Below are 22,087 nucleotides of genomic sequence, written 5' to 3'. Positions count from 1 at the left end.
ACACCGCACACGTATCTTGCCCGGCCGCGTGGCGTCCGCACGCTGCGCGCTGCGCGATCAACCGCCGGCGCGCATGCGCGGCATCGTCGGGTATGCGACCCATCGAGCATCGATCTTGCGGCCAGCCAGGAAATGAAACTCGATATAGCCGTCGTGCCGGTTCGGCAATGCCGGCACGGCGACATCGGTTTCGACGACTTCAGGCGCCTGGTTCCGGGCGTCTTCTTCGGGCGTCAGATCGTATGTGATCTTCACGTGCCAGGCTTTCTTGCCACGCGGCACGCTCATGCAGCACACGGTGCCGCCCCCGCCGCCAAACTGGCGCGCGTGCACGCTGCCGGCGCCGAAGCCATCGACCACGAAGCTGTAGACGCCACGATCGGTGTAGTTGAATCCCACGACCCGATATGGGCCGTCGGCGCGCGTCTGTGCGTGGACCCACCAGGCTGCGCCCACCAGCAGCGCTGCGATGGCAAGCGGGTTGAGCATCATGCGGCGTATCAGGTTCGACATGGTGTTGTTCCCGTGAGTCGGTTCGCTTGCGACGAGCGGTTGCTGGCGGTGCCCGCGCGCATGACGCGCGCCCCGGCGGCCGGGGTCATCGCGCGCGCCTGACCGGCCCCGCCTGCTGCGCCAGTGCCAGTTCGACGAACGCGCGCGCGGCTGCACTCCGGTACGCCCCCTTGCGTTGCAGCAGCACGGCGGTGCGCCGCAGGACGGCCGGATCGAGCGCGATGGCGACGAGATCGCCGTGCCCGGCGGCGATCGTCGCCGGCAGCAGCGTCGCGAGGTTCGTGCGGCGCACGATCTCGATCACCGCCCCCAGCGAATTCGCTTCCATCAATACGCGCGGCCGCACGTCGTGCTCGCGGAAATAGCGGTCGATCTGCACGCGTGTCGCGAACTCGGCCGTGAGCAGCACGAGCGGCGCATCGTGCAGCGCGCGCAGGCCCGCCTTGCGCTTGCCGGCGAACGCATGCTCGCGATTCACGACGAGCGCGAGCGTTTCGACCAGCAGCGTTTGCGCTTCGATGTCCGCTGTCTGCACGTCCTCGAACGCGATACCGACATCGAGCTCGTCGTCGACGAGCAGCGCCTCGATGCGTTCCTGCGACATCTCGCGCACCGACAGCGTCACATCCGGATAGCGGCCGTGAAACGCCTCGACGAGCGGCCCGACGAGATAGCTCGTGAAGGTCGGCGTGACCGCGATCCGCAGCGAGCCGCGGCTGAGATCCTGCACGTCGTGAATCGCGCGCCGGCCTTCCGCGAGATCGTGCAGCGCCTGCCGCGCATAGCGGAAATACACGTCGCCAGCGTCGGTCAGCCGCGTCACGCGCCCGGTGCGGTCGAACAGTTGCGCGCCGAGCGTCTCCTCGAGCTGGCGGATCTGCTGGGACAGCGCGGGCTGCGACACATGCAGCGCGGCGGCCGCGCGCGTGAAGCTGCGGTGCTCGGCGACGGCGAGGAAGTAGTGGATATGGCGCAGCAGCATGGCGGTTCCTATAAGTCCTGCTTATCGGGCAGATCATAAATCAGTCTTTTACGTTATTGGAAGTCCGGCGTAACCTGCCCTTCATCGATTCCACCCACACCGGAGAACACGCGATGAAGGACATCATCGAAGGCTTCCTGAAGTTCCAGCGCGACGCCTATCCGGAACGCGCCGCGCTGTTCCGCGACCTCGCGCGCAGCCAGAACCCGCGGGCGCTGTTCATTTCGTGCTCGGACAGCCGGCTCGTGCCCGAACTCGTCACGCAGCGCGAGCCGGGCGACCTGTTCGTGATCCGCAACGCCGGCAACATCGTGCCGTCATACGGCCCCGAGCCGGGCGGCGTGTCGGCGTCGGTCGAATACGCGGTGGCCGCACTGCGCGTGACCGACGTCGTGATCTGCGGCCATTCCGATTGCGGCGCAATGACCGCGATCGCCACCTGCCAGTGCATGGACCACATGCCGGCCGTCGGCCACTGGCTGCGCTATGCCGATTCGGCGCGCGTCGTGAACGAGGCACGCACGCATCGCAGCGAACGCGAACGGATCGACTCGATGGTGCGCGAGAACGTCGTCGCGCAGCTGGCGAACCTGAAGACGCATCCTGCCGTGCGCCTCGCGCTCGAAGAAGGGCGGCTCGCGCTGCACGGCTGGGTTTACGACATCGAATCGGGCTGCATCGACGCCTACGACGGCGCGACCGGCCGGTTCGTCTCCCTGGCGGACCATCCCGCGGTCCGCGCCACGCCCGCGACGCTCCCCGTCGCGGCCTGAATCGCTCCTACCCCACCACGAGGAATTGCCATGATCCAGTCCCAGCACAGTCAGACCGCCCGCCACGCGCTTGCCGAGACCGTCGTGCTCGCGAAGGCGCGCAAGAACCTGTCGTTCGCGCAGCTCACCGAAGGCACGGGCCTGAGCGAAGCGTTCGTGACGGCCGCACTGCTTGGCCAGCACGCGCTGCCGGTGGACGCTGCGCGCAACGTCGCCGACAAGCTCGGCCTCGACGACGACGCAGTGCTGCTGCTGCAGTCGATCCCGCTGCGCGGCAGCATCGACGATCGCGTGCCGACCGATCCGACCATTTACCGCTTCTACGAAATGCTGCAGGTGTACGGCACGACGCTGAAGGCGCTCGTTCACGAGAAGTTCGGCGACGGCATCATCAGCGCGATCAATTTCCGGCTCGACGTGAAGAAGGTCGACGATCCCGAAGGCGGTTCGCGCGCGGTGATCACGCTCGACGGCAAGTACCTGCCGACCAAGCCGTTCTGACGCCGGTGCGGCGCCGCGACAGCGGTGCCGCGCAGGCTTCCGCCCGACGTGCGTCGGCCGCCGGCCGACGCACGTTCCCGCTATTCCGTTTCAACGAGGACGCAGCCATGGATTTTGTGAAACGCACGATCGATCTTGCGATGAAGAACGTGGAAGAGGGCGGCCGCCCGTTCGCGACGGTGATCGTCCGCGACGGCGAGATCGTCGCGGAAAGCCCGAACCTCGTCGCGCAGACGAGCGACCCGACCGCGCATGCCGAGATTCTTGCGGTGCGCGATGCGTGCCGCAAGCTCGGCACCGAGCACCTGACCGACTGCGAGATCTACATTCTCGCGAGCCCGTGCCCGATGTGTCTCGGCTCGCTGTACTACTGCAGCCCGAAGCGCGTGGTCTACATCACGACGCGCGAGGACTACGCGCCGTTCTACCGCGACGACCGCAAGTATTTCGAGCTCGACACGTTCTATGCCGAATATGCGAAGCCGATCGACGAACGCCGGTTGCCGATGGTGCAGCAGAAGCACGGTGACGCGATCAACGTCTACCGGCGCTGGAAGGAACTGAACGCGAAGTGACGTGATCCGCGCGGCGCACCGGCCGCGCGTGGCAGCCGCCCGGCTGCTCGTTTTCCCCACCCTCCGTTTCACCCGGCGGCACCCGTGCCGCCGGGCGCCCGCGCTGCTGCACGGGCCGGCTCGTGCCCCCGTTTTCCCGCCTCGCCAAACATCGATCCCGTTCAATGTCCGGAACGGAAATCCGCGATCCAAAAGGTTTTTGACGGGTTTAAAAATTCGCACTGGAGACGACAGAAACGTGCGGAAAGCCCGATGAAAACCGATGAAATCTTCATGACAGCCAGCGCGACGCCCCCGGTCGGTCGCCACTGATGGCCACCGATCGCCGTGCGTTCAACCCGACCTGTTTCATTGCGCCATTCGTTCCGGACGAGGAATCGCTCGATCCCTCTCCGCCAGCACCGCGCGACCGCCCGACCGGTCGCGCCTGACGCCTGAGATTCGCTTACCTGCTTAAAACGGACCATCATGAAACGGGATTCATTCAGTACACCTGATGCGATGCATCGACCGCCGACGACCATGCTCAAGCCGAACGACACGTTCGTGCGCATCGAAAACGTCGTGAAGAAATTCGGCGACAGCACCGCCGTCGACAACGTGAACCTGACGATCGCAAAGAACGAGCTGTTCGCGCTGCTCGGCAGCTCCGGCTGCGGCAAGTCGACGTTGCTGCGCATGCTCGCCGGGCTCGAGACGGCTACGTCCGGCAAGATCTTCGTCGACGGCGAAGATCTCGCGTCGCTGCCGCCGTACCGCCGCCCGGTGAACATGATGTTCCAGTCGTACGCGCTGTTCCCGCACATGACGGTCGAATCGAACGTCGCATTCGGCCTGAAGCAGGAAGGCACGCCGAAGAATGAGATCAAGGAGCGCGTGGCCGATGCGCTCGCACTCGTGCAGATGAGCAAGTACGCGCAGCGCAAGCCGCACCAGCTCTCCGGCGGCCAGCAGCAGCGCGTCGCGTTGGCCCGCTCGCTGGTGAAACGCCCGAAGCTGCTGCTGCTTGACGAGCCGATGTCCGCGCTCGACAAGAAGATCCGCCAGAAGACCCAGCTCGAACTCGTGAACATCATCGAGAAGGTCGACGTGACCTGCGTGATGGTCACGCACGACCAGGAAGAGGCGATGACGATGGCCAGCCGCCTCGCGGTGATGAGCGAAGGCAAGATCGTGCAGATCGGTGCGCCGGGCGAAGTCTACGAATTCCCGAACAGCCGCTTCTCGGCCGAATTCATCGGCTCGACCAACCTGTTCGAAGGGCGTGTGGTCGAGGACGAGCCCGATCACATCTTCGTCGAAAGCGACGACCTCGAAGCGCGCATGTACGTGAGCCACGGTATCACGGGCCCGCTCGGGATGCCGGTCGGCATCTCGGTGCGCCCGGAACGCATTCACGTGTCGCGCGAAAAACCGGGTTCGAAACACAACTGGGCGCGCGGCGTCGTGACCGACATCGCGTACATGGGCAGCTACTCGCTGTATCACGTGCGCTTGCCGAGCGGCAAGACGGTGGTGTCGAACCTGTCGAGCTCGCACCTGATGACCGACAACGCACCGGCGTGGAACGACGACGTGTTCGTGTCGTGGTCGCCGGCCAGCGGCGTCGTGCTGACGCAGTGAGGACACCACGATGAGAACCTCCGCCTCCAATCCGTCCGCGCCGGTGCCGACCGGCGCCGCGAGCGCCGGCTCCGGTCGCGCCCGCCCGGGCCGCTTCTCGATGCTGCAGCGCTTCCTGCCGTCGGGCCGCAGCGTCGCGATCGGCGTGCCGTTCATTTGGCTCGCCGTGTTCTTCGCGCTGCCGTTCGTGCTGGTGCTGAAGATCAGCTTCGCCGACCAGGTGATGGGCATCCCGCCGTACACGTCGCTCGTCGAGTTCAAGGACGGCGTCGTGCACTTCGCGCTGCAGCTGTCGCACTACGCGTTCCTGCTGCAGGACGACCTGTACATCGCGACCTACCTCAGCTCGCTGAAGATGGCCGCCGTATCGACGGTGCTGTGTCTGCTGATCGGGTACCCGATGGCGTACTACATCGCACGCTCGGAACCGAACCGCCGCAACGTGCTGATGATGGCCGTGATGCTGCCGTTCTGGACGTCGTTCCTGATCCGCGTGTACGCCTGGATCGGCATCCTGAAGGATGACGGCCTGCTGAACCACACGCTGATCGCGCTCGGCATCATCCACACGCCGCTGCGGCTCTACCACAGCGACGCGGGCGTCTACATCGGGATGGTCTATTCGTACCTGCCGTTCATGGTGATGCCGCTGTATGCGCACCTCGTGAAGATGGACCTCACGCTGCTCGAAGCCGCGTACGACCTCGGTGCGAAGCCGTGGGTCGCGTTCACGCGGATCACGCTGCCGCTGTCGAAGAACGGGATCATCGCCGGCAGCCTGCTGGTGTTCATCCCGGCGGTGGGCGAGTACGTGATTCCGGAACTGCTCGGCGGTGCCGACACGCTGATGATCGGCCGCGTGATGTGGGATGAATTCTTCAACAACATGGACTGGCCGATGGCGTCCGCGGTGACGGTCGCGATGGTGATGCTGCTGCTGGTGCCGATGGCGCTGTTCCAGTACTACCAGGTCAAGGAACTGGAGGACGCGAAATGATCAAGCCGAGCAAACCGCTGTCGACGGGCGTCCTCGCCTTCGGCTTCCTGTTCCTGTACATCCCGATCATCAGCCTGGTCGTGTACTCGTTCAACGAGTCGAAGCTGGTGACGGTGTGGTCGGGCTTCTCGCTGAAGTGGTACTCGGCGCTGCTCGATGACGACGAGCTGCTGACCGCCGCGTGGCTGTCGCTGAAGATCGGTCTCTTGACGGCCACCGCGTCGGTCGTGATCGGCACGTGGGCGGGCTTCGTGCTGGCGCGCTTCGGCCGCTTCAAGGGCTTCACGTTGTACACGGGGATGATCAATGCGCCGCTGGTGATTCCGGAAGTGATCCAGGGCATCTCGCTGCTGTTGCTGTTCGTTGCGCTGGAGCAGATGTTCGGCTGGCCGAAGGGTCGCGGGATGGTGACGATCTGGATCGGCCACGTGATGCTGTGCGTGTCGTACGTGGCGATCATCGTGCAGTCGCGCGTGAAGGAGATGAACAAGTCGCTGGAAGAGGCGGCGCTGGATCTGGGGGCGACGCCGCTGAAGGTGTTCTTCGTGGTGACGCTGCCGCTGATCTCGCAGGCGCTGCTGTCGGGGTGGCTGCTGTCGTTCACGCTGTCGATCGACGACCTGGTGCTGTCGGCGTTCCTGTCCGGGCCGGGCTCGACGACGCTGCCGCTGGTGGTGTTCTCGCGCGTGCGGCTGGGGCTGAACCCGGAGATGAACGCACTGGCGACGCTGTTCATCACGGCGGTGACGATCGGCGTGATCGTCGTGAACCGGATGATGATCGCGCGCGAGCGGCGGCGCATCGCCGACATGAAGGCGGCGTTCGCGGTGGCGTGAGGGCGGGTGTGATGGCGTGACGAAAGAGACGGCGGGCGCGTGACGGACCCGCCGTTTGCGTTGGTCTGCGGGGCGGGATAACCGGGCAGTCGTGAACCGCGCGCTTTGCTGGCATCATGTCGGACAATTCAACGACATGCGTTCCTGCCATGCTCTGCCATCTGTCAAGAAGAATGGTGCCGGCGATCGGCTTCGCCGCCGCCGTCGTCGCGATGAGTCACGGGCAATGGGCCGCCGCCGCGCCGGCCGCCGATTCCCGCACACTGCCGGCCGTCGGCACGACGTGGTGCTACAGCGTCGGCGAGGGCCGTGTGACGCCGATGACGCTCAAGGCCGTGCATGACGGCGTCGCGAGCTACGACGTCGGGCCGGCCGCCGCGCCGATGAAGATCGACGAAGATATCGCGACCTATACGACGCCGAATCCGGCGCGGCACGGTGAGCGCAGGCTGATCGTGTTTCCGCTGAAGCAGGGCAAGCAGTGGGAGGATCGCTTCGACGAAACGGTGACCGCGAACATCGGCCGGGGATGGGCATGGCATTACCGCTACAAGGCGGTTGCGTCGAGCGAGGTGATCGGTACGGAGAAGCGGCAGGTTGGCGCGGGCACGTACGACACGTTCGTGATTGTGCGCACCACGTCGTGGACCAAGAGCGATCCCGGTACGACCGACGCGACGCTGCGCGACATGAACATGCATTGCGACCAGCCGGAATGCACGGTGTCCGGCTACAGCAAGGAAGTGTCGTGGTATGCGCCGTCGATCGGACGGGTCGTGCTGCGCGCGAACCTGCAGAGCGGGTTCGAGCCGTCGATGGCTGACGGAGCAGCCGACGAATCGCTGAAGAATGCGGGCTCGCTCGTGACCGAGCTGGTCGGCTACGGCGACGATGCCACCTGCAAGGCGGCGCAGCCGTCGCGATTCGCGACGGTGCCGTCGGCACCGGGATTCGGGTTCCCGATGCGGATGACTGACACGTGGGAATTCCACATGGCACGCGATATCGCGCGTGAGTAGCGCGTTCGCCATGCGGCGGGCGACACGCTATAGTCGTGCGATGCCCGCTGCGGTTGCGATACACCCGGCGGCCCTTTCACGCACGCGTGCTCCCGATGACAGCCCTTCCCGACGTTACCCTCCGGCTCACCGACACCGAGCAGCCGGCCGCTCACGACTTCATCAGCCGCAAGCTCGGCGAATTCAATCACGCGATGACGGGGCGCGCCGACGCGGCCGCGCTCGACGTGTACGTCACCGATCCCACGACCGGCGAGATCCTGGGCGGCCTGACCGGGCGCACGTCGCTCGGCCTCTTCTTCATCGATCTGTTCTACCTGCCCGAATCGCTGCGCGGCGGCGGCTTCGGCAGCCGGCTGCTGCGCGAGGCCGAAGCGGAAGCGAAACGGCGCGGGTGCGCGCGTGCGGTGCTCTACACGATCTCGTTCCAGGCGCCGGATTTCTACCGGAAGCAGGGCTACGAAGCGTTCGGCGAGGTACCGTGCGAGCCGGAAGGCGCGTCGCGCGTGTTCATGGTGAAGGTGCTGTGAACCGGTTCAGGCGGCTCGCCTTACGCGGTCGGAATTTTCGTCGCGATCGCCTTCGGCACGTAGCTGGAGTGAGCGACCGGATCGACGAACAGGCCTCTGAATGACCCCTCGCCGTTCTGGTCGGACATGAACGGCGGTGAGGCCGGATCGAGCATGCGGCGCCAGAATGCGTCGCGGCGGGCGATGTTGTCGATCGTCCGCTTCGTTCCGAGGATCTTGCCGGTGATCGTTGCATCCTTGTCGCTGAGGCCGCCGCTGAGAAAAAACGGGAAGCTCGATGGAAGGGGAAGCGTTCGACGAATTTCCGACCAGCACAGCGTGCCGATGCCCTGGCAGCACAATTCCGGCGGCAGGATGAAGTCGCCGACGTGCATCTCGAACGACCGCTGATCCAGCGGAAACCATTTTCCGTCGAACGGGAATTTCCTGACCTGGGTGGTCGATCCGCCCGACGTTTCCGGGTAGTCGAGCTCGACGGTCACGCGCCCGGTGCAGTACCGGTAGGACGCGGGGTCCGGCTTGTCGAGCGTGTGCGCGATCGTCATGGTCACGTCCGGCGCGTGTTGCAGATTGCCGATCAGGTATCGATGCCGCGTGGTGTTCGTGGTGCGAATCCTCGGGTAAGCACGATTACGCGGCTCGAACGCCGGCATCCCGGCGCCGCCCCGTGCGAACCGCCACGGGGCGCATGCCACGCGGGTCAGCAATGCTCCAGCGCGTACGACAGGTCGGCGATCAGGTCGTCCGGATGTTCGAGCCCGACCGACACGCGAATCAACCCTTCCGACACGCCCGCCGCCGCACGCGCGTCGGCCGGCACGCCCGAATGCGTCGTCGATGCCGGATGGCAGATCAGCGACTCCGTGCCGCCGAGACTGACCGCCGACTTGAAGAGCGTCAGGTGGTTGATGAACCTGAACGCCTGCTCGCGGCCGCCGTCGAGGATGAACGCGAACGTCGAGCCGGGTCCGGTGCACTGGCGCTGATAGACGGCCTGATAGGCCGGTTCGTCGATGAGCTCGGGGTGCAGCACGCGCACCGGCCGATGCGGATTGTCGGCGAGCCAGCGAGCGACGGTGCTGCCGCTGCGGGCGGCCTGCTGCATGCGCAGCACGAGCGTTTCCATCGAGCGCGTGATCATCCAGCACGAATGCGGGTCGAGCTGCGAGCCGAGCGTGCTGCGGATCGAGCGGATCTTCGTGATCAGCTCGCGGGTGCCCGTGACACCGCCGGCGACGAGGTCGCTATGCCCGCCGATGTATTTCGTCAGCGAGTACACGCTCAGGTCGATGCCTTGCCGCGACGGCTTCTGGTACAGCGGCCCGAGCAGCGTGTTGTCGCAGACCGACAGCGGACGATAGCCGTGGCGAGCCTCGAACGCGTCGATCTCGCTGCGCAGCCCTTCGAGGTCGAACAGCGCGTTGGTCGGGTTGGCGGGCGTCTCGATGTAGCACATCCGCACGTTGCCCTTTTGCGCGGCCGCTTCGAGCGCGGCGCGGATCGCGTGGGTGGACAGTCCGTCGGCAATCACTTCGGAGCGGATGCCCCACTCGGGCAGGAACTTCGAGATCAGCGTTTCGGTGCCGCCATACAGCGGCACGGACTGGACGACGCAGTCGCCCGGCCGCAGAAAGGTCAGCAGGATCGCGGCGATGGCCGACATGCCGCTCGACGTCACGACAGCGGCTTCGGAATCGTCGAGCAGCGCGAGGCGATCCTCGACGATCTCCAGGTTCGGGTGATTGAAACGGCTGTAGACGAGGCCCGCGCCTTCGCCTTCGGGCGACGGCTTGCGTCCGGCCACGACGTCGAAGAATTCGGCGCCGTCCTCGGCCGTGCGGAACGCGAACGTCGACGTGAGGAACACGGGCGGCTTCACCGATCCTTCCGACAGGAACGGATCGTAGCCGTACGACATCATCTGGGTTTCGGGATGGAGTTCCCGGTCTGCAATCTTGCGCTTGTGATAGTTGCGATAGGCCATGCAGTGCTCCGTGCAGGGGTGGTGAGGAACGGCCGTTGCAGCGACGGCATGACGCGCGCGGCGCCGGGTAGGCACCGGCCGTTGCGACCGCGTGTGGCGATACTACCCCGAAGGCGCTGCTGCGTGACCCACCCCCTGACACTATCGTCAGGGGGTCGCCTGCTCGACGATCATGTCGTACAACGCACGGGCGGCCGGCGACAGTTGCGCGCTCTTGCGTGTGACGAGCACGAGCGTGCGCGACACCGCCGGCTCGACGAGCTCGATCGTGCGGATCATCGGATACGCGTTCTTCTGGATCGCGAGCTTCGGCACCACGGCCGCACCGAGCCCTTCGGCGACGAGCCCGAGCGCCGTCGAACTGCGCTGCACTTCGTAGAACGAATGCAGCGACACGCCGCTCGTCTTCAGCGCACCGTCGAGCAGCCCGCGATTGCCGCTCACTTCGCCGGCGAAGATCAGCGGGTGCGGCTGCAGGGCGGCCCAGCGAATGCGCCGCCGCTTCGCGAGCGGATGATCGTCGCGGCACACCAGCACGTACGGGTCGCTCGTCAGCGGCACGTTGACCAGTTCGGGATGCTGGTCGCCGGCGATGCCGATGCCGAACTCGGCCTCGCGATGCAGCACGGCCTGCAGAACCGACGCCGACGCGTGATCGAGAATCTTCACGCGATCGTGCGGCCGGTGCGCGGAGAAGGCGCGCAGGATGCGGGGCAGGTATTGCACGCCGACCGTCGGCACGCATGCGATCGTGACGTCGCCGCGCTGGCTCAGGCCGGTTTCGCGAATTTCGGTGAGCGCGTCGGACAGTTCGTTCAGCAGCCGGCGCGCTTGCGGCAGGAAACGCCGGCCGATTTCGGTGAGTGTGGTGCGGCGCGTGGTGCGCTCGACGAGCGCGACGCCGAGAAAGGTTTCGAGCTTGCGCAGCCGCTGCGTGATGGCTGTTTGTGTGACGTGCAGCGTTTCGGCTGCCTGCCGGAAGCTGCCGCCGTCGGCGATTGCGACGAAGGCCTGGACACCGAGCGTATCGATTTTCATCAGAAATATGACTCAATCACGATATTAAATTCATTTTACTGAACTCCGTGACGATCGCAGAATGCGTGGGATCGACGGCCGCTGGCATCCCCTCCGCGTAGAAGCCAAGGCCGTCCACGCCGACCAGGAGAAACGACATGACGACCCCACTCGACCGATACGCCGCCCAGTACGTGCAATTCGAAGACGAGCGCACGCGGCCGATCCGCGATCTGTTGGCCGCCGTGCCGAACACGCCGATCCGTACCGCGATCGACATCGGCTGCGGGCCCGGCAATTCGACGGAGGCGCTGATCGCACGTGCGCCGCACGCAACGGTCCACGGGATCGATGCATCGGCGGACATGATCGACGCCGCGCGCAAGCGCCTGCCGGACCTGCGTTTCGATGTCGTGGATATTTCCACCTGGGACGATCCGGGCGGCTACGACCTGATTCTCGCGAATGCGGTGCTGCAATGGGTGCCCGCGCACGACACGCTGTTTCCGGCACTCGTCGGCCGGCTCGCGCCGGGCGGCCATCTCGCGGTGCAGATGCCCGACAACCTCGACGAACCCGCGCATCGGCTGATGCGCGAAGTCGCCGCGGCCGGGCCGTGGGCGGACAAGCTGAAGGGGGCGGCGCGCACCGAGCGGTTCGATGCGCGTTATTACCACGCGCTGCTGTCGCCGTTGTGCTCGCGCGTGGATGTATGGCGGACGACTTACTACCACCCGCTGCGCGGCGGCGCCGACGCGGTCGTCGAATGGTTCAAGGGCAGTGCGCTGCGGCCGTTCCTCGCGGCGCTCGACGATGGCGAGCGCGCGGCGTTTCTCTCGCGGTATCGCGATGCAATTGCGGGGCCGGGTGGTTATCCGGCACTCGCCGACGGCACCGTGCTGCTGCCGTTCCCGCGCCTGTTCATCGTCGCGACGCGGACGTAAAGCGGCAATGATTCGGTCATGAAGCGCGGGCGGCCGTGCATCAGCCCACCGGCCGCATCGATTCCGGGTCGACCGTGCGGATCCGCGCGGTCTGCCCGTCGCGCAGGTCCTTGTACCAGAACAACGCCACTTCACCGTCGTTCTCGTCGTCCGCATACAGCAGGCGGTCGTGCCCGCCCAGCACGAAGCCCCCGCGCGCATAGGTGCTGCACGCGGCGACATTGTTCGACTGCGTTTCCAGCCGCATGAAGCCGAACCCGTGGCCGCGCGCCCAGGATTCGGCGGCCGCCAGCAGCAACTGCCCGATGCCTTGCCGCCGGCAGTGGCGGTCGACGGCCAGCTCCGCGATCTCGGCCATGCCGTTCCAGCTCTGGCCGATGGCCACGAACCCGGCGAGCCGGCCGCCGGCCGTCGCGCGAAAGAGCGCCGTCTTGCCGGACGCCTCGTCCGCCCAGCCGGCCGGATCGAAGCCGTAGTGCTTGCGCCGCGTCGGTAGCGCGCGGAGATCGAGCAGGTCCTGATACGGCGCGTTCAATTCCCAGGCGATGTCGAACGAGAAGTCGCATCGGTCCAGTTCGTCGGCGGGCAGCCCGCTCGTCTGTTCGATGCTGATGTGCTCGGTTCGGTCCATGTGTCGGTGTCCTGTTTTCTGCGGGATGGCGTGGTGGTGTCCGTGATGCGAGGGTCGGCGCCCTGATGTGCGCCGCATCGCGATTGTCCTTGCTTCGTTTTTTTGCACCTGCACAATTCGCCGCGCTCGCGACCGGCACAGACTCGCTGCGTCCGTGCCGGTGAAACGCGGTCAAGCGATGGACCGGACGGCGACGCAAACGTGTGCGGGGCGCGCGCGCCGGTTGAGGCGCTCGTTCAACCGCCTGATTATGCTGGATTTCGGCGTAGGCCCCGTGTTTGCTTCGGTGCGATGACGGCCGCGATGAGTCGTGCATTCGATCCGCGAGGCCGTCGGCCGCATGTGGATGAAAGACGACAGGAACCCGAATAATTGTTTACCGTTTGGTGACAACTCGATATATTCCGAAAAATATATCGAAGGTCGTGGCGTCGTCAGGCGCCACGTCGTCCACCGCTCCACGAAAGCCGGAAGAGATTCTGACCTGCATCGCCGGAGCAACGCGTCGTCGCGGCATGCGCAACCGGAGCGCACGCTGTTCGACGCTGCAATACGAGCGGCCGCCCCGCGGCATGCCGCTTCAGCAAGCCCACACTGGCATCGAAACGGAACATCGTGCACGCGCATGAGGTGTTGGTGCGTGTGGCGATCCTGTGGCTTGCGCTCGTTCATCAGTCGGTTCTTCGTCAATACGCCGCGCGTCACGCTGCGATGCAGGCGCGCGCGTCAACAACAAAAGGAAGTGAGCATGAAAAAGACCATCGTGGCCGCGGCCGCACTCGGGATGTTCGGCACCGCCGCGCACGCGCAAAGCAGCGTCACGCTCTACGGGTTGATCGATGCGGGTATCACGTATTCGAACAAGGTCGCGACGACGGGCGGGCACGACAAGCTCGTCAAGTACGGTGACGGCGTCGCGTCGGGCAGCCGCTGGGGCATCCGCGGCACCGAGGATCTCGGCGGCGGGCTGAAGGCGCTGTTCGTGCTGGAGAACGGCTTCAGCAGCGGCGACGGCTCGATCGGCCAGGGTGGCGCGATCTTCGGCCGCCAGGCGTTCGTCGGCCTGTCGAAGAACGGGATCGGCTCGCTGACGTTCGGCCGCCAGTACTCGTTCTCGACCGACTACATCGGCGCGAACTATTCGATGGGCAGCCAGACGCCGGCCGGCAACTACGCGTATCACATCAACGACCTCGACCAGCTGACGTCGAGCCGCATCAACAACGCGGTGAAGTTCCAGAGCGCGAACTTCGCGGGCCTCACGTTCGGCGCGATGTACGGCTTCTCGAACTCGACGCAGTTCGCGGGCACGCCGACCACGACCGGCGCGAACGGTTCGCAGGGTTCGTCGAGCGCGTACAGCTTCGGCGCGAACTATGCACAAGGGCCGTTCGGCATCGGCGCCGCGTACACGAACATCCGCTTCCCGAACGGCGCACAGCCCGCATTCGGCGTGAGCATCGCGAACGTCAACACGCAAGGGCTGCGCGACCTCGAGACGGTCGGCGTCGGCGCGCGCTATGCGATCGCCGCGGCGCTCGTGTGGGCGAACTGGACGCACACGAAGTTCGTGCCGCTGTCGGGCGAAACGTCGAAGCTGAACAACTACGAAATCGGCGGCCGCTATGCGTTCACGCCGGCCCTGAGCGGCGGTCTCGGCTATACGTTCTCGAAGCTCGACGGCCGCTACGACGGCAAGTGGCACCAGGTCAACGCCGCGGTCGACTATGCGCTGTCGAAGCGTACGGACGTGTACGTGAGCGCGGCCTACCAGAAGGCGTCGGGCAGCAACACGATCAACGGTCGCGTGGTGCCGGTGCAGGCCGAGATCGGCTCGTCGGGATCGTTCATCGGCAACGCGGGCGCGAACACGCAGTTCGTCACGCGGATCGGCCTGCGTCACAAGTTCTGATCGACGCGTCACGCTGACGGGCGCTCCATCGGGGCGCCCGTTTTGCTGTGGGGGGGCGAAGCGCGACTCGGCACCGATCGGCGAATCGATATATTCTCCTGTGCATATCGAAACGACGAACGACCGACCCCACCCCCTTTCACCCGCACGGGAGCACCATCTTGAATTCGACGCACCGCGAAGCCGTCGGCGAAGCCTTTTCGCTCGACGCGATGCAGCACGCAAGAACCATGACATGGCAGGCGGTCGACGCGATTGCCGAGGGCATCCGGCCCGGCATGCTGGAATCGGAGGCCAATGTGCTGGGGTTGAGCGTGCTGAAAGCGCTCGGGATGGACAGGATCTGGCATCCGGTGCTCGTGCGTTTCGGGGAAAACACGCTGCGCACGTTCAAGGAGCGCTCGGTGGCGGACCCCGTCCTCGCCGACGACGACATCTTCTTCATCGACCTGGGCGCGGTATGGGCGAAGCATGAGGGCGACGCGGGCGCGACGTTCGTGCGCGGCGACGATCCCGACATGCACGCGTGCGCGCACGCGGCGCGCGTGATCTACGACGAAGTCGAGCATCACTGGCGCACCACCGGCTGCGCGGGCATCGCGCTGTACGAATTTGCCGCGCAACGCGCCGACGCGCACGGCTTCCGGCTGAACGTCGACATCAAGGGGCATCGCGTCAGCGACTTTCCGCACGCGATCTACAAGGCCGGCAATCTCGGCGACTTCGATGCTGCACCGGCGGCCGGGCTGTGGATTCTCGAAATCCAGATCGCGCATCCGACGCGGCCGTTCGGCGCGTTCTACGAGGATCTGCTCGTCTAGCGCGTACCGTGCGGCTGGAAAAGCATTCGGGCGCAACGGGGTACGTCGCGCCCGAATGCGTGTCGGCCCCATGCGGGCAGCCGACACGGTCCGGCCCTGCCGTCAGATGGTGATCGTGACGGGGCCCGCGAGCGGCGTGTAGCCGTCGTCGAACAGGTACCACGCGTCGTACTGCCCCGACGCCAGCGTGCTGTTGGCCGTGGACGAGAACAGCAGCGAGCCGCTGCTCTTCGGCAGGTACGCCCACGACTTGTAGCTGCCCTTGGTCGGCTGCGCGCCATGCGCAAAGATGCCGACCCAGTTCTTCGGGCTGTGGCTCCACGGCGGCGCGACGTAGTCGAACCGCAGCGTGCCGAACGTCGAGCCCTGCGACGCGAGCGACGCGACGAACTTCTTGCTGGTATTGCCGATCGCCGAATCCGTGAGCAGCGCACCGGATTGCGTCTGCACGCAGCCGGCCACACGACGCAGGAAGTTCGGATCGTTCGCGTCGCGAATGCTGGCGTCGTACCAGCCGGCGTCGCCGTACCACGTGACCGCTTGCGTCGCGCCGGCGGCGACGGTGAACGACTGCCGCGTGTTCATCCCGTACGCATTGTCGGTGAGCTGGAACGTCGTCGCGCTGGCCCCGGCCGAGTTGTCGAGCGTGATCTGCACGTTGCCGTTCGCCACGTCGTAGCACAGGCTGATTTCGGCGGTCGATCCCGTATTGCCGGACGAGCCGATGCTGCCGCGGAACGTCTGCAGGAAGCCGTTCGGCCCGTAGACCGAATAGTCGTAGCTGCCGCCGCTATTCAGCGCGAGCGAATCCGACAGGTTCGTGCACTGGCTCGCGCCGGCCGCGATCGTGTAATGCCGGGGGATCGTGCTCGTGCCGTCGACCCACGCCTGCAGGTGCACGCCGGCGGTGCCGGTGTTGGTCATCGTCAGCGCCAGCGTGTGGCCGGCGCGGTTGACCTTGCCTTGCACGAAGAACTCGTAGGGCAGGCGGCAGGCGGTGCTGCGGCCGGTGGCCTGCGCCGGCACCGCGGTGGTGGTCGGATAGGGGATCAGGACGGTCGAGCCGTTCGGGTTCATGTTGCTGGCCGGCGGCTGGATCGCGGGCACCGTCTGGTCCGCGTTGGAGAAATCGAAGGCCGACGTCAGGTCGCCGCACACCGTGCGGCGCCACGGCGTGATGTTGGTTTCCTGCAGACCGAAGCGCGCTTCCAGAAAGCGGATCACCGACGTGTGATCGAAGACCTGCGAGTTGACCTTGCCGCCCTTCGACCACGGCGAGATCACGAACATCGGCACGCGCGGCCCGAGCCCGATCGGCACATCGCCGCTGGCCGAGCCGTCCGATGCGGCGCCGCTGCTGGCGACGAATTCGGCGGCCGTCGAGACCGTCGACTGGCCGGTGCCGGCGGCGGAGCTGGCCGGGACGGCCGGCGGCATGTGATCGAACAGGCCGTCGTTCTCGTCGTACATGACGAGCAGCACCGTGCTGGCCCACACCGCCGGATTCGACGTCAGCGCATTGAGGACGTTGCTCACGTACCATTCGCCGCCGCTCGCGGCCCACGACGGATGTTCGCAGTAGGCGTAGGGCGCGGCGATCCACGATACCTGCGGCAGCGTGCCGTTGGCGACGTCGGCGCGCAGCTGGCTGAAGAGGTTCGTGTCGTATTCTTTGCCGCCGCCTGACGGGTCGATCTGCGTGCCGTTGAGCGCCGGCGCGAGCGGATCGCTTGCGCCGAGGTTCTGGTATTGCTTGAAGTTCAGGATGACGTTGTCGCCGTAATTGCCGTTCCACCAGAGATCGCTTTTGGAGCCGTTGTATTCGCCGTAGCCGTGGCCGGCATCCAGGCCGTTGCCCTTGTCCTGGTAGAACTTCCACGTGACGCCGGCCGAGTTCAGGCGCTCCGGCATCGTGGTCCAGCCGGTGCCCGTCATCGTGTTGGTCGTGTACGGCGAATAGCCGGTGACGTTGCCGCAGCACCCGGTCCACAGATACAGCCGGTTCGGGTCCGTCGGGCCGAGCATCGAGCAATGGTATGCATCACACACCGTGAACGCGCTCGCCAGCGCGTAGTAGAACGGAATGTCGTTCTGCGTGAAGTAGTACATCGTGCCGCTGCCCTTCGCGTCGGCCCAGTTGTCGTAGCAGCCGTTGTTCCACGCACTGTGCGTGCCGCTCCAGCTGTGGTCGAGGTCGCCGTAGTAGGTGTCGCCGTTCGCGGTGCCGGAAGGCGGGGACGGGTTGAACGGGAACACGTAGGACGTCAGCCAGGGCTGGCGCCACACCGGATACCCGCTCGAGATCACGACCGGCCGCGGATCGCCGAAGCCGCGTGCGCCGCCCAGCGCGCCGAGGTAGTGGTCGAACGAGCGGTTTTCCTGCATCAGGATCACGACGTGCTTCACGTCCTGGATCGTGCCGGTTACGGTGGCGGCCGGAATGGCCTGCGCGCGTGCGATGCTTTCGGGCAGCATGCCCGTGATCGCGGTGGCGCCGGCGAGTTTCAACGCATCGGCGAGGAATTGACGTCGTGTTGTGGGTTTGTTTTGCATGATCGCTCTCTGTCGTGGATGGCTGGCCTCGCGGCCGGCGTCGGTCAGTGGCACGCGCTCGCGCAGTGCAGGACAGGCGTGGACGCCGCGCCCGGTGCGGCGGCGCGCGCGGCCGCCACGCTGGCGGCCGTGCCCGAGTCGCCATCGCCGCAAGCGGCCAGCGTGCACAGGAGTGCGATCATGAAAACGCCGCGCCAGTGCGGAAAGCGGCTTTCCGACTGGCTCGACTTGACGATTGGCTTTCGATCCGATTCGAATCGGATTCCTGAATGATCGAGACTGTTGCTGCGTGCTCCGTATTTCATTACCCCTCCAGACATGAAAAATGGACAGCAGAGAATATCGCCCGAATCAGAACAACTTCATGACAGGCCACCCGCGCGTGCCTGCCACTTGCAACAGCTTCGAGTCGGGATTGGTGGCGACCGGATGCGTGACGTAATCCAGCAGCGGCACGTCGTTGATCGAGTCGCTGTAGAAGTAGGTGCGTTCGAAATCGGACGGCGCGTAGCCGAGTGACGCGAGCCACGCGGTCGTGCGTACGATCTTCCCTTCACGGAAGCTCGGCACGCCCGTACTGCGCCCGGTGAACGCGCCGCCCGGCGTGCCGTCGTCGGTATCGAGCTCGATGCCGAGCAGGTGCTCTATGCCGAATTCCGTCGCGATCGGCTGCGTGACGAAGACGTTGGTCGCCGTCACGATGCAGCAGAGATCGCCGTTCTCGCGATGGCGGTCGACCAGCTCGCGCGCCTGCGGCGTGATCGCCGGACGGATCACTTCGTCCATGAATCGTGCATGCCAGCGTTCGAGCACCTTGCGCGGATAGCGGGAGAGCGGCGCGAGCGTTACCGCGAGATACGCGTCCATGTCGAGCGTGCCGGCCGCATAGTGCCCGTAGTGTTCGTCGATCAGCGCCACGTGCGCGTCGTCTTCCCGCCACCCCACTCGCGTGATGAAGCGGCTCCAGGCCTGGTCGCTGTCGAGCGGCAACAGCGTGTGGTCGAGGTCGAACAGCGCGAGATTCTTGTACATAGGTGGTTCCTTGTGTTGCGTGTTCAGGCGCCGATGAGCTTCTCGATCGCGTCCTTCGCGTTCTTGCCGTCGATGGTCGTGACGCCGTCGAGCCACTTCGACAGCACGCCGGGGTTCTTCTTCGCCCATTCCTTCGCGACGGCGACCGGATCGGCGTGATTCATGATCGGCACCATCAACTGGTTCTCTTCATCGGTCGTGAACTTCAGGTTGGTCAGCAGCCGGCCGACGTTCGGGCAGCGGTCGAGGTAGCCGGGCGTGACGAGCGTGTAGACCTTCGCCGAGCCGTAGTTCGGGCCGAACACGGTATCGCCGCCGTCGAGATAGGCGATCTTGTAGTTGATGTTCATCGGGTGCGGCTCCCACGCGAGGAACACGATCATCCGGTGCTCCTGCACCGCGCGGGTCACTTGCACGAGCATCCCGGCCTCGCTCGATTCGACCAGCTTGAAGCCGCCGAGCCCGAACTCGTTCTTGTCGATCATCCGCTGGATCAGCGCATTGCCGTTGTTGCCGGCGCCGATCCCGTAGATCTTGCCGTCGAGCTGGTCGCGGAACTTCGCGATGTCGGCAAAACTCTTGAGGCCCTTGTCCGACGCGTATTGCGGTACGGCCAGCGTGTAGCGCGCGCCGATCAGGTTCGGCTGCGGCAGCTGGTGGACGGCGCCGGCATCGACGAACGGCTTCACCGTCGGCGTCATGCTCGGATCCCAGTAGCCGAGGAACGCGTCGATCTGCGCCTTCTTCACGCCGGCCAGCACGATCGGCGGCGACGCGATCGTCTTGGTCGCCTCGTAGCCGAGCCCGTCGAGCAGCATCATCGCGACGCCGGTGGTGGCCGCGATGTCGCTCCAGCCGACATCGCCGAGCGTCACCTTTTTGCAGACGTCGCCTTCCGACGCGTGAGCGGGGGCCGTCGCCAGCGCTGCCAGCAGTGTTGCGGCCAGCATCCATGCCTTCTTCATCATGTGGGTATCCTAAGCAAGTGTTCCGGATCGTGTTGCCTGAATGGTCTGACGATTGATCGTGCTGATCGGATGAAACGAACGAACTTGGGTCTGGCTTTGTAGTTTTGCGTACCGTATATTAGAACGCACAAAATCGCAAGATCGCACAAAAATACAACTTGCCGGTTGCCGGGTTGGGCGACGGGCGGGCGAGGGCAGGAAGAATCGGGCGGCGGCCCGGGCGGGCCGTGCTTCATCAGGTAGACCAGGCAAAGCAAGGAGACCTCGCATGATCAGTCAGCTGGAAATCGTGTCCCGCCTGTTGCTGGCGGCATTGCTCGGCAGCATCGTCGGCATCGAGCGCGAGCGTCTGTCGTGGGCGGCCGGATTGCGCACGCACATGCTGGTGGCCGTGGGCGCCGCGCTCGTGATGGTCGTGTCGGCGTTCGGCTTCGCGGATATCCAGAACGCGAAGAACGTGTCGCTGGACCCGTCGCGCGTCGCCGCACAGGTGGTGTCGGGCATCGGCTTCCTCGGCGCCGGTTCGATCATGCTGCGCGGCGAGATCATCCGCGGCCTGACGACCGCCGCGAGCCTGTGGGTCGTGGCGGCGGTCGGGCTCGCCGTGGGCGGCGGCATGTACGTGGCCGCGATTGCCGCGACGGCGATCGTGCTCGCGATCCTGGCCGGCCTGAAGCCGATCGAGAAGCGCTTCTTCGCCGCACGGCAGCGCTGGGGCGTGCGTATCCTCGCGAGTCGCGGCGCGGTGAAGCTGACGTCGCTGCAGGCGATGCCCGGCATCGACCAGGCGCGCATCGTCCAGTTCATCATCGAACAGGACGACGCCGCGCCGGACGACGATCGCATCCACGTGGTGTTTTCAAAGATGACGAGCAGCGAGGTCCAGGCGGTCCGTCAATCCCTGCAGACCCTCGTCGGCATCAAAAAGTTGGAGGAGAGCGCAGCGTAGTTCGCCGTTCGAATAACATTGACGTTCATTCCGAGGACATTCCATGTGGCAAGAAGAGCGATACCAGAGGATCCGGCTTCTGTTATCGAAGATGCAGCGCGTTTCCACCGACCGGATCATGGCCGACCTGAACGTGTCGCGGGAAACCGTGCGGCGCGATCTCGTCGACCTCGAGGCGCTCGGTGAACTGAAGCGCGTACACGGCGGTGCGGTACAGGTGGGCGACGAAGCGCCGATCGCCGAACGCGCGCAGACGCACGTGAAGGCGAAGCTGGCGATCGCCCGCGCGGCGGCCCGGCTGGTCACGGGCTCGCAGACGTTGTTCATCGACGCGGGCACGACCACGACGCTGCTGGCCGAGGAACTGGCGAAGCTGTCAGGCCTCACGATCGTCACGAACTCGATCGACGTCGCACTGAAGATGCGCTCGAGCGACCCGGCGCAGGCGAACAACGAAACGATCCTGCTCGGCGGGATGATCGGCAGCCGCGCGGCCGCGACCGTCGGCGACGGCACGGTGGCCGAAATCTTCCGCTACCGTGCCGACCTCGCGCTGCTGTCGCCGGTGGGCGTCGATGCCGTCCGTGGCGCGACCAACTACGATCGGATGGAAACCGAAGTGGCGCGCGCGATGGTCAGCAACGCGGCGGACGTCGCGATCCTGGCCGATTTCAGCAAGCTCGGCACGAACAGCCGGATCAGCTTCTGCGAGCCGGCGCGGATCGGCGCGCTGGTGACGGACTCGAAGGCGGAATCGGTCGACAGCTACAAGAGCCTCAAGAAAGCCATCAAGCACATCGTGCTGGCGTAGCGCCACGCGGTGCGGGGCACGATCGGCTGCCGTTATGCCGCCCATGCGGCGCGCATTCTGTCGGCCGGCTTTTTAGCGGCGTAATATACCCGTCGATACAACGCAGGCACGCCCAC

Annotated in this window: 24 protein-coding genes; 13 read left to right on the top strand and 11 right to left on the bottom strand. The window is 65.6% G+C overall.

Going from position 1 to position 22,087, the window contains the following annotated elements:
- Nucleotides 1-57: 57 nt before the first annotated feature.
- Both BCEP18194_RS36800 and cynR read right to left on the bottom strand, forming a co-directional pair.
- Nucleotides 58-513: a DUF3304 domain-containing protein gene (locus tag BCEP18194_RS36800; protein WP_011356408.1), complete on the bottom strand. Its 456-nt coding sequence runs from the start codon at nucleotides 511-513 to the stop codon at nucleotides 58-60.
- Nucleotides 514-598: 85 nt separating this feature from the next.
- Nucleotides 599-1,495, bottom strand: a complete 897-nt coding sequence (gene cynR / locus BCEP18194_RS36795) for a transcriptional regulator CynR (RefSeq protein WP_011356407.1) — start codon at nucleotides 1,493-1,495, stop codon at nucleotides 599-601.
- A 113-nt stretch (nucleotides 1,496-1,608) separates the two neighbouring features.
- On the opposite strand from cynR, the gene BCEP18194_RS36790 reads away from it, so the two are divergent.
- From BCEP18194_RS36790 to BCEP18194_RS36780, 3 genes are all read left to right on the top strand, one after another.
- Nucleotides 1,609-2,268 (top strand): carbonic anhydrase, encoded by a 660-nt coding sequence (locus BCEP18194_RS36790; RefSeq protein ID WP_011356406.1) that lies wholly within the window; start codon nucleotides 1,609-1,611, stop codon nucleotides 2,266-2,268.
- Nucleotides 2,269-2,298: 30 nt separating this feature from the next.
- A complete protein-coding gene (cynS, locus tag BCEP18194_RS36785) occupies nucleotides 2,299-2,769 on the top strand; it encodes a cyanase (protein WP_011356405.1) in 471 nt (156 codons plus the stop codon).
- 107 nt (nucleotides 2,770-2,876) lie between these two features.
- Complete coding sequence (locus BCEP18194_RS36780; RefSeq protein WP_011356404.1) at nucleotides 2,877-3,344, top strand: nucleoside deaminase; 468 nt, start codon at nucleotides 2,877-2,879, stop codon at nucleotides 3,342-3,344.
- A gap of 161 nt (nucleotides 3,345-3,505) precedes the next feature.
- Here the strand turns inward: BCEP18194_RS36780 and BCEP18194_RS41820 are convergent, their stop codons facing one another.
- Nucleotides 3,506-3,898 (bottom strand): hypothetical protein, encoded by a 393-nt coding sequence (locus tag BCEP18194_RS41820; protein WP_167316031.1) that lies wholly within the window; start codon nucleotides 3,896-3,898, stop codon nucleotides 3,506-3,508.
- Between BCEP18194_RS41820 and BCEP18194_RS36775 the strand changes: the two genes are divergently transcribed.
- The 5 genes from BCEP18194_RS36775 to BCEP18194_RS36755 all read left to right on the top strand — a co-directional run bounded on the left by BCEP18194_RS36775 (nucleotide 3,846) and on the right by BCEP18194_RS36755 (nucleotide 8,349).
- On the top strand, nucleotides 3,846-4,967 hold the full coding sequence (locus BCEP18194_RS36775) for an ABC transporter ATP-binding protein (RefSeq protein WP_041493402.1): 1,122 nt from the start codon (nucleotides 3,846-3,848) through the stop codon (nucleotides 4,965-4,967). The genes BCEP18194_RS41820 and BCEP18194_RS36775 overlap by 53 nt on opposite strands.
- Nucleotides 4,968-4,977: 10 nt before the next feature.
- Nucleotides 4,978-5,964 carry an ABC transporter permease subunit gene (locus tag BCEP18194_RS36770; protein WP_011356402.1) on the top strand — a complete coding sequence of 329 codons (987 nt, stop codon included), beginning with the start codon at nucleotides 4,978-4,980 and terminating at the stop codon, nucleotides 5,962-5,964.
- Nucleotides 5,961-6,800, top strand: a complete 840-nt coding sequence (locus BCEP18194_RS36765; protein WP_011353448.1) for an ABC transporter permease subunit — start codon at nucleotides 5,961-5,963, stop codon at nucleotides 6,798-6,800. The genes BCEP18194_RS36770 and BCEP18194_RS36765 overlap by 4 nt, the downstream gene beginning before the upstream one ends.
- Before the next feature lie 149 nt (nucleotides 6,801-6,949).
- Nucleotides 6,950-7,819, top strand: coding sequence for a hypothetical protein (locus BCEP18194_RS36760; protein ID WP_157687411.1), 870 nt, complete (start codon nucleotides 6,950-6,952; stop codon nucleotides 7,817-7,819).
- 95 nt (nucleotides 7,820-7,914) lie between these two features.
- A complete protein-coding gene (locus BCEP18194_RS36755) occupies nucleotides 7,915-8,349 on the top strand; it encodes a GNAT family N-acetyltransferase (RefSeq protein ID WP_011356400.1) in 435 nt (144 codons plus the stop codon).
- Nucleotides 8,350-8,369: 20 nt separating this feature from the next.
- On the opposite strand, the gene BCEP18194_RS36750 is transcribed toward BCEP18194_RS36755, so the two are convergent.
- From BCEP18194_RS36750 to BCEP18194_RS36740, 3 genes are all read right to left on the bottom strand, one after another.
- Nucleotides 8,370-9,002: a hypothetical protein gene (locus BCEP18194_RS36750; RefSeq protein WP_011356399.1), complete on the bottom strand. Its 633-nt coding sequence runs from the start codon at nucleotides 9,000-9,002 to the stop codon at nucleotides 8,370-8,372.
- Nucleotides 9,003-9,049: 47 nt separating this feature from the next.
- On the bottom strand, nucleotides 9,050-10,333 hold the full coding sequence (locus tag BCEP18194_RS36745; protein WP_011356398.1) for a cystathionine gamma-synthase family protein: 1,284 nt from the start codon (nucleotides 10,331-10,333) through the stop codon (nucleotides 9,050-9,052).
- Between the two features lie 147 nt (nucleotides 10,334-10,480).
- A complete protein-coding gene (locus BCEP18194_RS36740) occupies nucleotides 10,481-11,371 on the bottom strand; it encodes a LysR family transcriptional regulator (protein ID WP_011356397.1) in 891 nt (296 codons plus the stop codon).
- Between the two features lie 137 nt (nucleotides 11,372-11,508).
- Between BCEP18194_RS36740 and tam the strand changes: the two genes are divergently transcribed.
- The gene (gene tam, locus BCEP18194_RS36735) at nucleotides 11,509-12,294 is read left to right on the top strand and encodes a trans-aconitate 2-methyltransferase (RefSeq protein ID WP_011356396.1); all 786 of its coding nucleotides are present in this window, start codon (nucleotides 11,509-11,511) and stop codon (nucleotides 12,292-12,294) included.
- A gap of 40 nt (nucleotides 12,295-12,334) precedes the next feature.
- Here the strand turns inward: tam and BCEP18194_RS36730 are convergent, their stop codons facing one another.
- A complete protein-coding gene (locus tag BCEP18194_RS36730; RefSeq protein WP_041493400.1) occupies nucleotides 12,335-12,925 on the bottom strand; it encodes a GNAT family N-acetyltransferase in 591 nt (196 codons plus the stop codon).
- Between the two features lie 748 nt (nucleotides 12,926-13,673).
- Here BCEP18194_RS36730 and BCEP18194_RS36725 point away from each other — a divergent pair.
- Both BCEP18194_RS36725 and BCEP18194_RS36720 read left to right on the top strand, forming a co-directional pair.
- Nucleotides 13,674-14,837 (top strand): porin, encoded by a 1,164-nt coding sequence (locus tag BCEP18194_RS36725; RefSeq protein ID WP_011356394.1) that lies wholly within the window; start codon nucleotides 13,674-13,676, stop codon nucleotides 14,835-14,837.
- Between the two features lie 161 nt (nucleotides 14,838-14,998).
- Nucleotides 14,999-15,658: a M24 family metallopeptidase gene (locus BCEP18194_RS36720; protein ID WP_011356393.1), complete on the top strand. Its 660-nt coding sequence runs from the start codon at nucleotides 14,999-15,001 to the stop codon at nucleotides 15,656-15,658.
- 102 nt (nucleotides 15,659-15,760) lie between these two features.
- Here BCEP18194_RS36720 and BCEP18194_RS36715 read toward each other — a convergent pair whose 3' ends face one another.
- The 4 genes from BCEP18194_RS36715 to BCEP18194_RS36700 form a co-directional block, all read right to left on the bottom strand.
- A complete protein-coding gene (locus BCEP18194_RS36715; protein ID WP_011356392.1) occupies nucleotides 15,761-18,211 on the bottom strand; it encodes a phosphocholine-specific phospholipase C in 2,451 nt (816 codons plus the stop codon).
- Nucleotides 18,212-18,255: 44 nt separating this feature from the next.
- Nucleotides 18,256-18,393, bottom strand: coding sequence for a hypothetical protein (locus BCEP18194_RS42215; protein WP_241025100.1), 138 nt, complete (start codon nucleotides 18,391-18,393; stop codon nucleotides 18,256-18,258).
- Nucleotides 18,394-18,562: 169 nt separating this feature from the next.
- Nucleotides 18,563-19,243: an HAD family hydrolase gene (locus BCEP18194_RS36705; protein WP_011356390.1), complete on the bottom strand. Its 681-nt coding sequence runs from the start codon at nucleotides 19,241-19,243 to the stop codon at nucleotides 18,563-18,565.
- Between the two features lie 23 nt (nucleotides 19,244-19,266).
- Nucleotides 19,267-20,211 carry a choline ABC transporter substrate-binding protein gene (locus tag BCEP18194_RS36700; protein ID WP_011356389.1) on the bottom strand — a complete coding sequence of 315 codons (945 nt, stop codon included), beginning with the start codon at nucleotides 20,209-20,211 and terminating at the stop codon, nucleotides 19,267-19,269.
- Nucleotides 20,212-20,479: 268 nt separating this feature from the next.
- Here BCEP18194_RS36700 and BCEP18194_RS36695 point away from each other — a divergent pair, with 268 nt between their 5' ends.
- Entirely contained in the window at nucleotides 20,480-21,160 is a 681-nt protein-coding gene (locus BCEP18194_RS36695) for an MgtC/SapB family protein (protein ID WP_011356388.1), read from the top strand.
- Nucleotides 21,161-21,203: 43 nt separating this feature from the next.
- Nucleotides 21,204-21,971, top strand: coding sequence for a DeoR/GlpR family DNA-binding transcription regulator (locus tag BCEP18194_RS36690; RefSeq protein ID WP_011356387.1), 768 nt, complete (start codon nucleotides 21,204-21,206; stop codon nucleotides 21,969-21,971).
- Nucleotides 21,972-22,087 lie beyond the last annotated feature (116 nt).

This window comes from Burkholderia lata, from assembly GCF_000012945.1.
GTDB lineage: Bacteria > Pseudomonadota > Gammaproteobacteria > Burkholderiales > Burkholderiaceae > Burkholderia > Burkholderia lata.
This window is presented reverse-complemented; position numbering and strand designations above follow the sequence as displayed.

Coding starts and splice junctions, on each gene's coding strand:
- BCEP18194_RS36750 (WP_011356399.1), bottom strand. CDS start 9,002: ATGCCGGCGTTCGAGCCGCGTAATCGTGCTTACCCGAGGATTCGCACC.
- BCEP18194_RS36800 (WP_011356408.1), bottom strand. CDS start 513: ATGTCGAACCTGATACGCCGCATGATGCTCAACCCGCTTGCCATCGCA.
- tam (WP_011356396.1), top strand. CDS start 11,509: ATGACGACCCCACTCGACCGATACGCCGCCCAGTACGTGCAATTCGAA.
- BCEP18194_RS36730 (WP_041493400.1), bottom strand. CDS start 12,925: ATGGACCGAACCGAGCACATCAGCATCGAACAGACGAGCGGGCTGCCC.
- BCEP18194_RS36745 (WP_011356398.1), bottom strand. CDS start 10,333: ATGGCCTATCGCAACTATCACAAGCGCAAGATTGCAGACCGGGAACTC.
- BCEP18194_RS36755 (WP_011356400.1), top strand. CDS start 7,915: ATGACAGCCCTTCCCGACGTTACCCTCCGGCTCACCGACACCGAGCAG.
- BCEP18194_RS36770 (WP_011356402.1), top strand. CDS start 4,978: ATGAGAACCTCCGCCTCCAATCCGTCCGCGCCGGTGCCGACCGGCGCC.
- BCEP18194_RS36725 (WP_011356394.1), top strand. CDS start 13,674: ATGAAAAAGACCATCGTGGCCGCGGCCGCACTCGGGATGTTCGGCACC.
- BCEP18194_RS36715 (WP_011356392.1), bottom strand. CDS start 18,211: ATGCAAAACAAACCCACAACACGACGTCAATTCCTCGCCGATGCGTTG.
- BCEP18194_RS36765 (WP_011353448.1), top strand. CDS start 5,961: ATGATCAAGCCGAGCAAACCGCTGTCGACGGGCGTCCTCGCCTTCGGC.
- BCEP18194_RS36790 (WP_011356406.1), top strand. CDS start 1,609: ATGAAGGACATCATCGAAGGCTTCCTGAAGTTCCAGCGCGACGCCTAT.
- BCEP18194_RS36700 (WP_011356389.1), bottom strand. CDS start 20,211: ATGATGAAGAAGGCATGGATGCTGGCCGCAACACTGCTGGCAGCGCTG.
- BCEP18194_RS36695 (WP_011356388.1), top strand. CDS start 20,480: ATGATCAGTCAGCTGGAAATCGTGTCCCGCCTGTTGCTGGCGGCATTG.
- cynR (WP_011356407.1), bottom strand. CDS start 1,495: ATGCTGCTGCGCCATATCCACTACTTCCTCGCCGTCGCCGAGCACCGC.
- BCEP18194_RS36780 (WP_011356404.1), top strand. CDS start 2,877: ATGGATTTTGTGAAACGCACGATCGATCTTGCGATGAAGAACGTGGAA.
- cynS (WP_011356405.1), top strand. CDS start 2,299: ATGATCCAGTCCCAGCACAGTCAGACCGCCCGCCACGCGCTTGCCGAG.
- BCEP18194_RS42215 (WP_241025100.1), bottom strand. CDS start 18,393: ATGATCGCACTCCTGTGCACGCTGGCCGCTTGCGGCGATGGCGACTCG.
- BCEP18194_RS36740 (WP_011356397.1), bottom strand. CDS start 11,371: ATGAAAATCGATACGCTCGGTGTCCAGGCCTTCGTCGCAATCGCCGAC.
- BCEP18194_RS36760 (WP_157687411.1), top strand. CDS start 6,950: ATGCTCTGCCATCTGTCAAGAAGAATGGTGCCGGCGATCGGCTTCGCC.
- BCEP18194_RS41820 (WP_167316031.1), bottom strand. CDS start 3,898: ATGCGCACGAACGTGTCGTTCGGCTTGAGCATGGTCGTCGGCGGTCGA.
- BCEP18194_RS36775 (WP_041493402.1), top strand. CDS start 3,846: ATGCATCGACCGCCGACGACCATGCTCAAGCCGAACGACACGTTCGTG.
- BCEP18194_RS36705 (WP_011356390.1), bottom strand. CDS start 19,243: ATGTACAAGAATCTCGCGCTGTTCGACCTCGACCACACGCTGTTGCCG.
- BCEP18194_RS36690 (WP_011356387.1), top strand. CDS start 21,204: ATGTGGCAAGAAGAGCGATACCAGAGGATCCGGCTTCTGTTATCGAAG.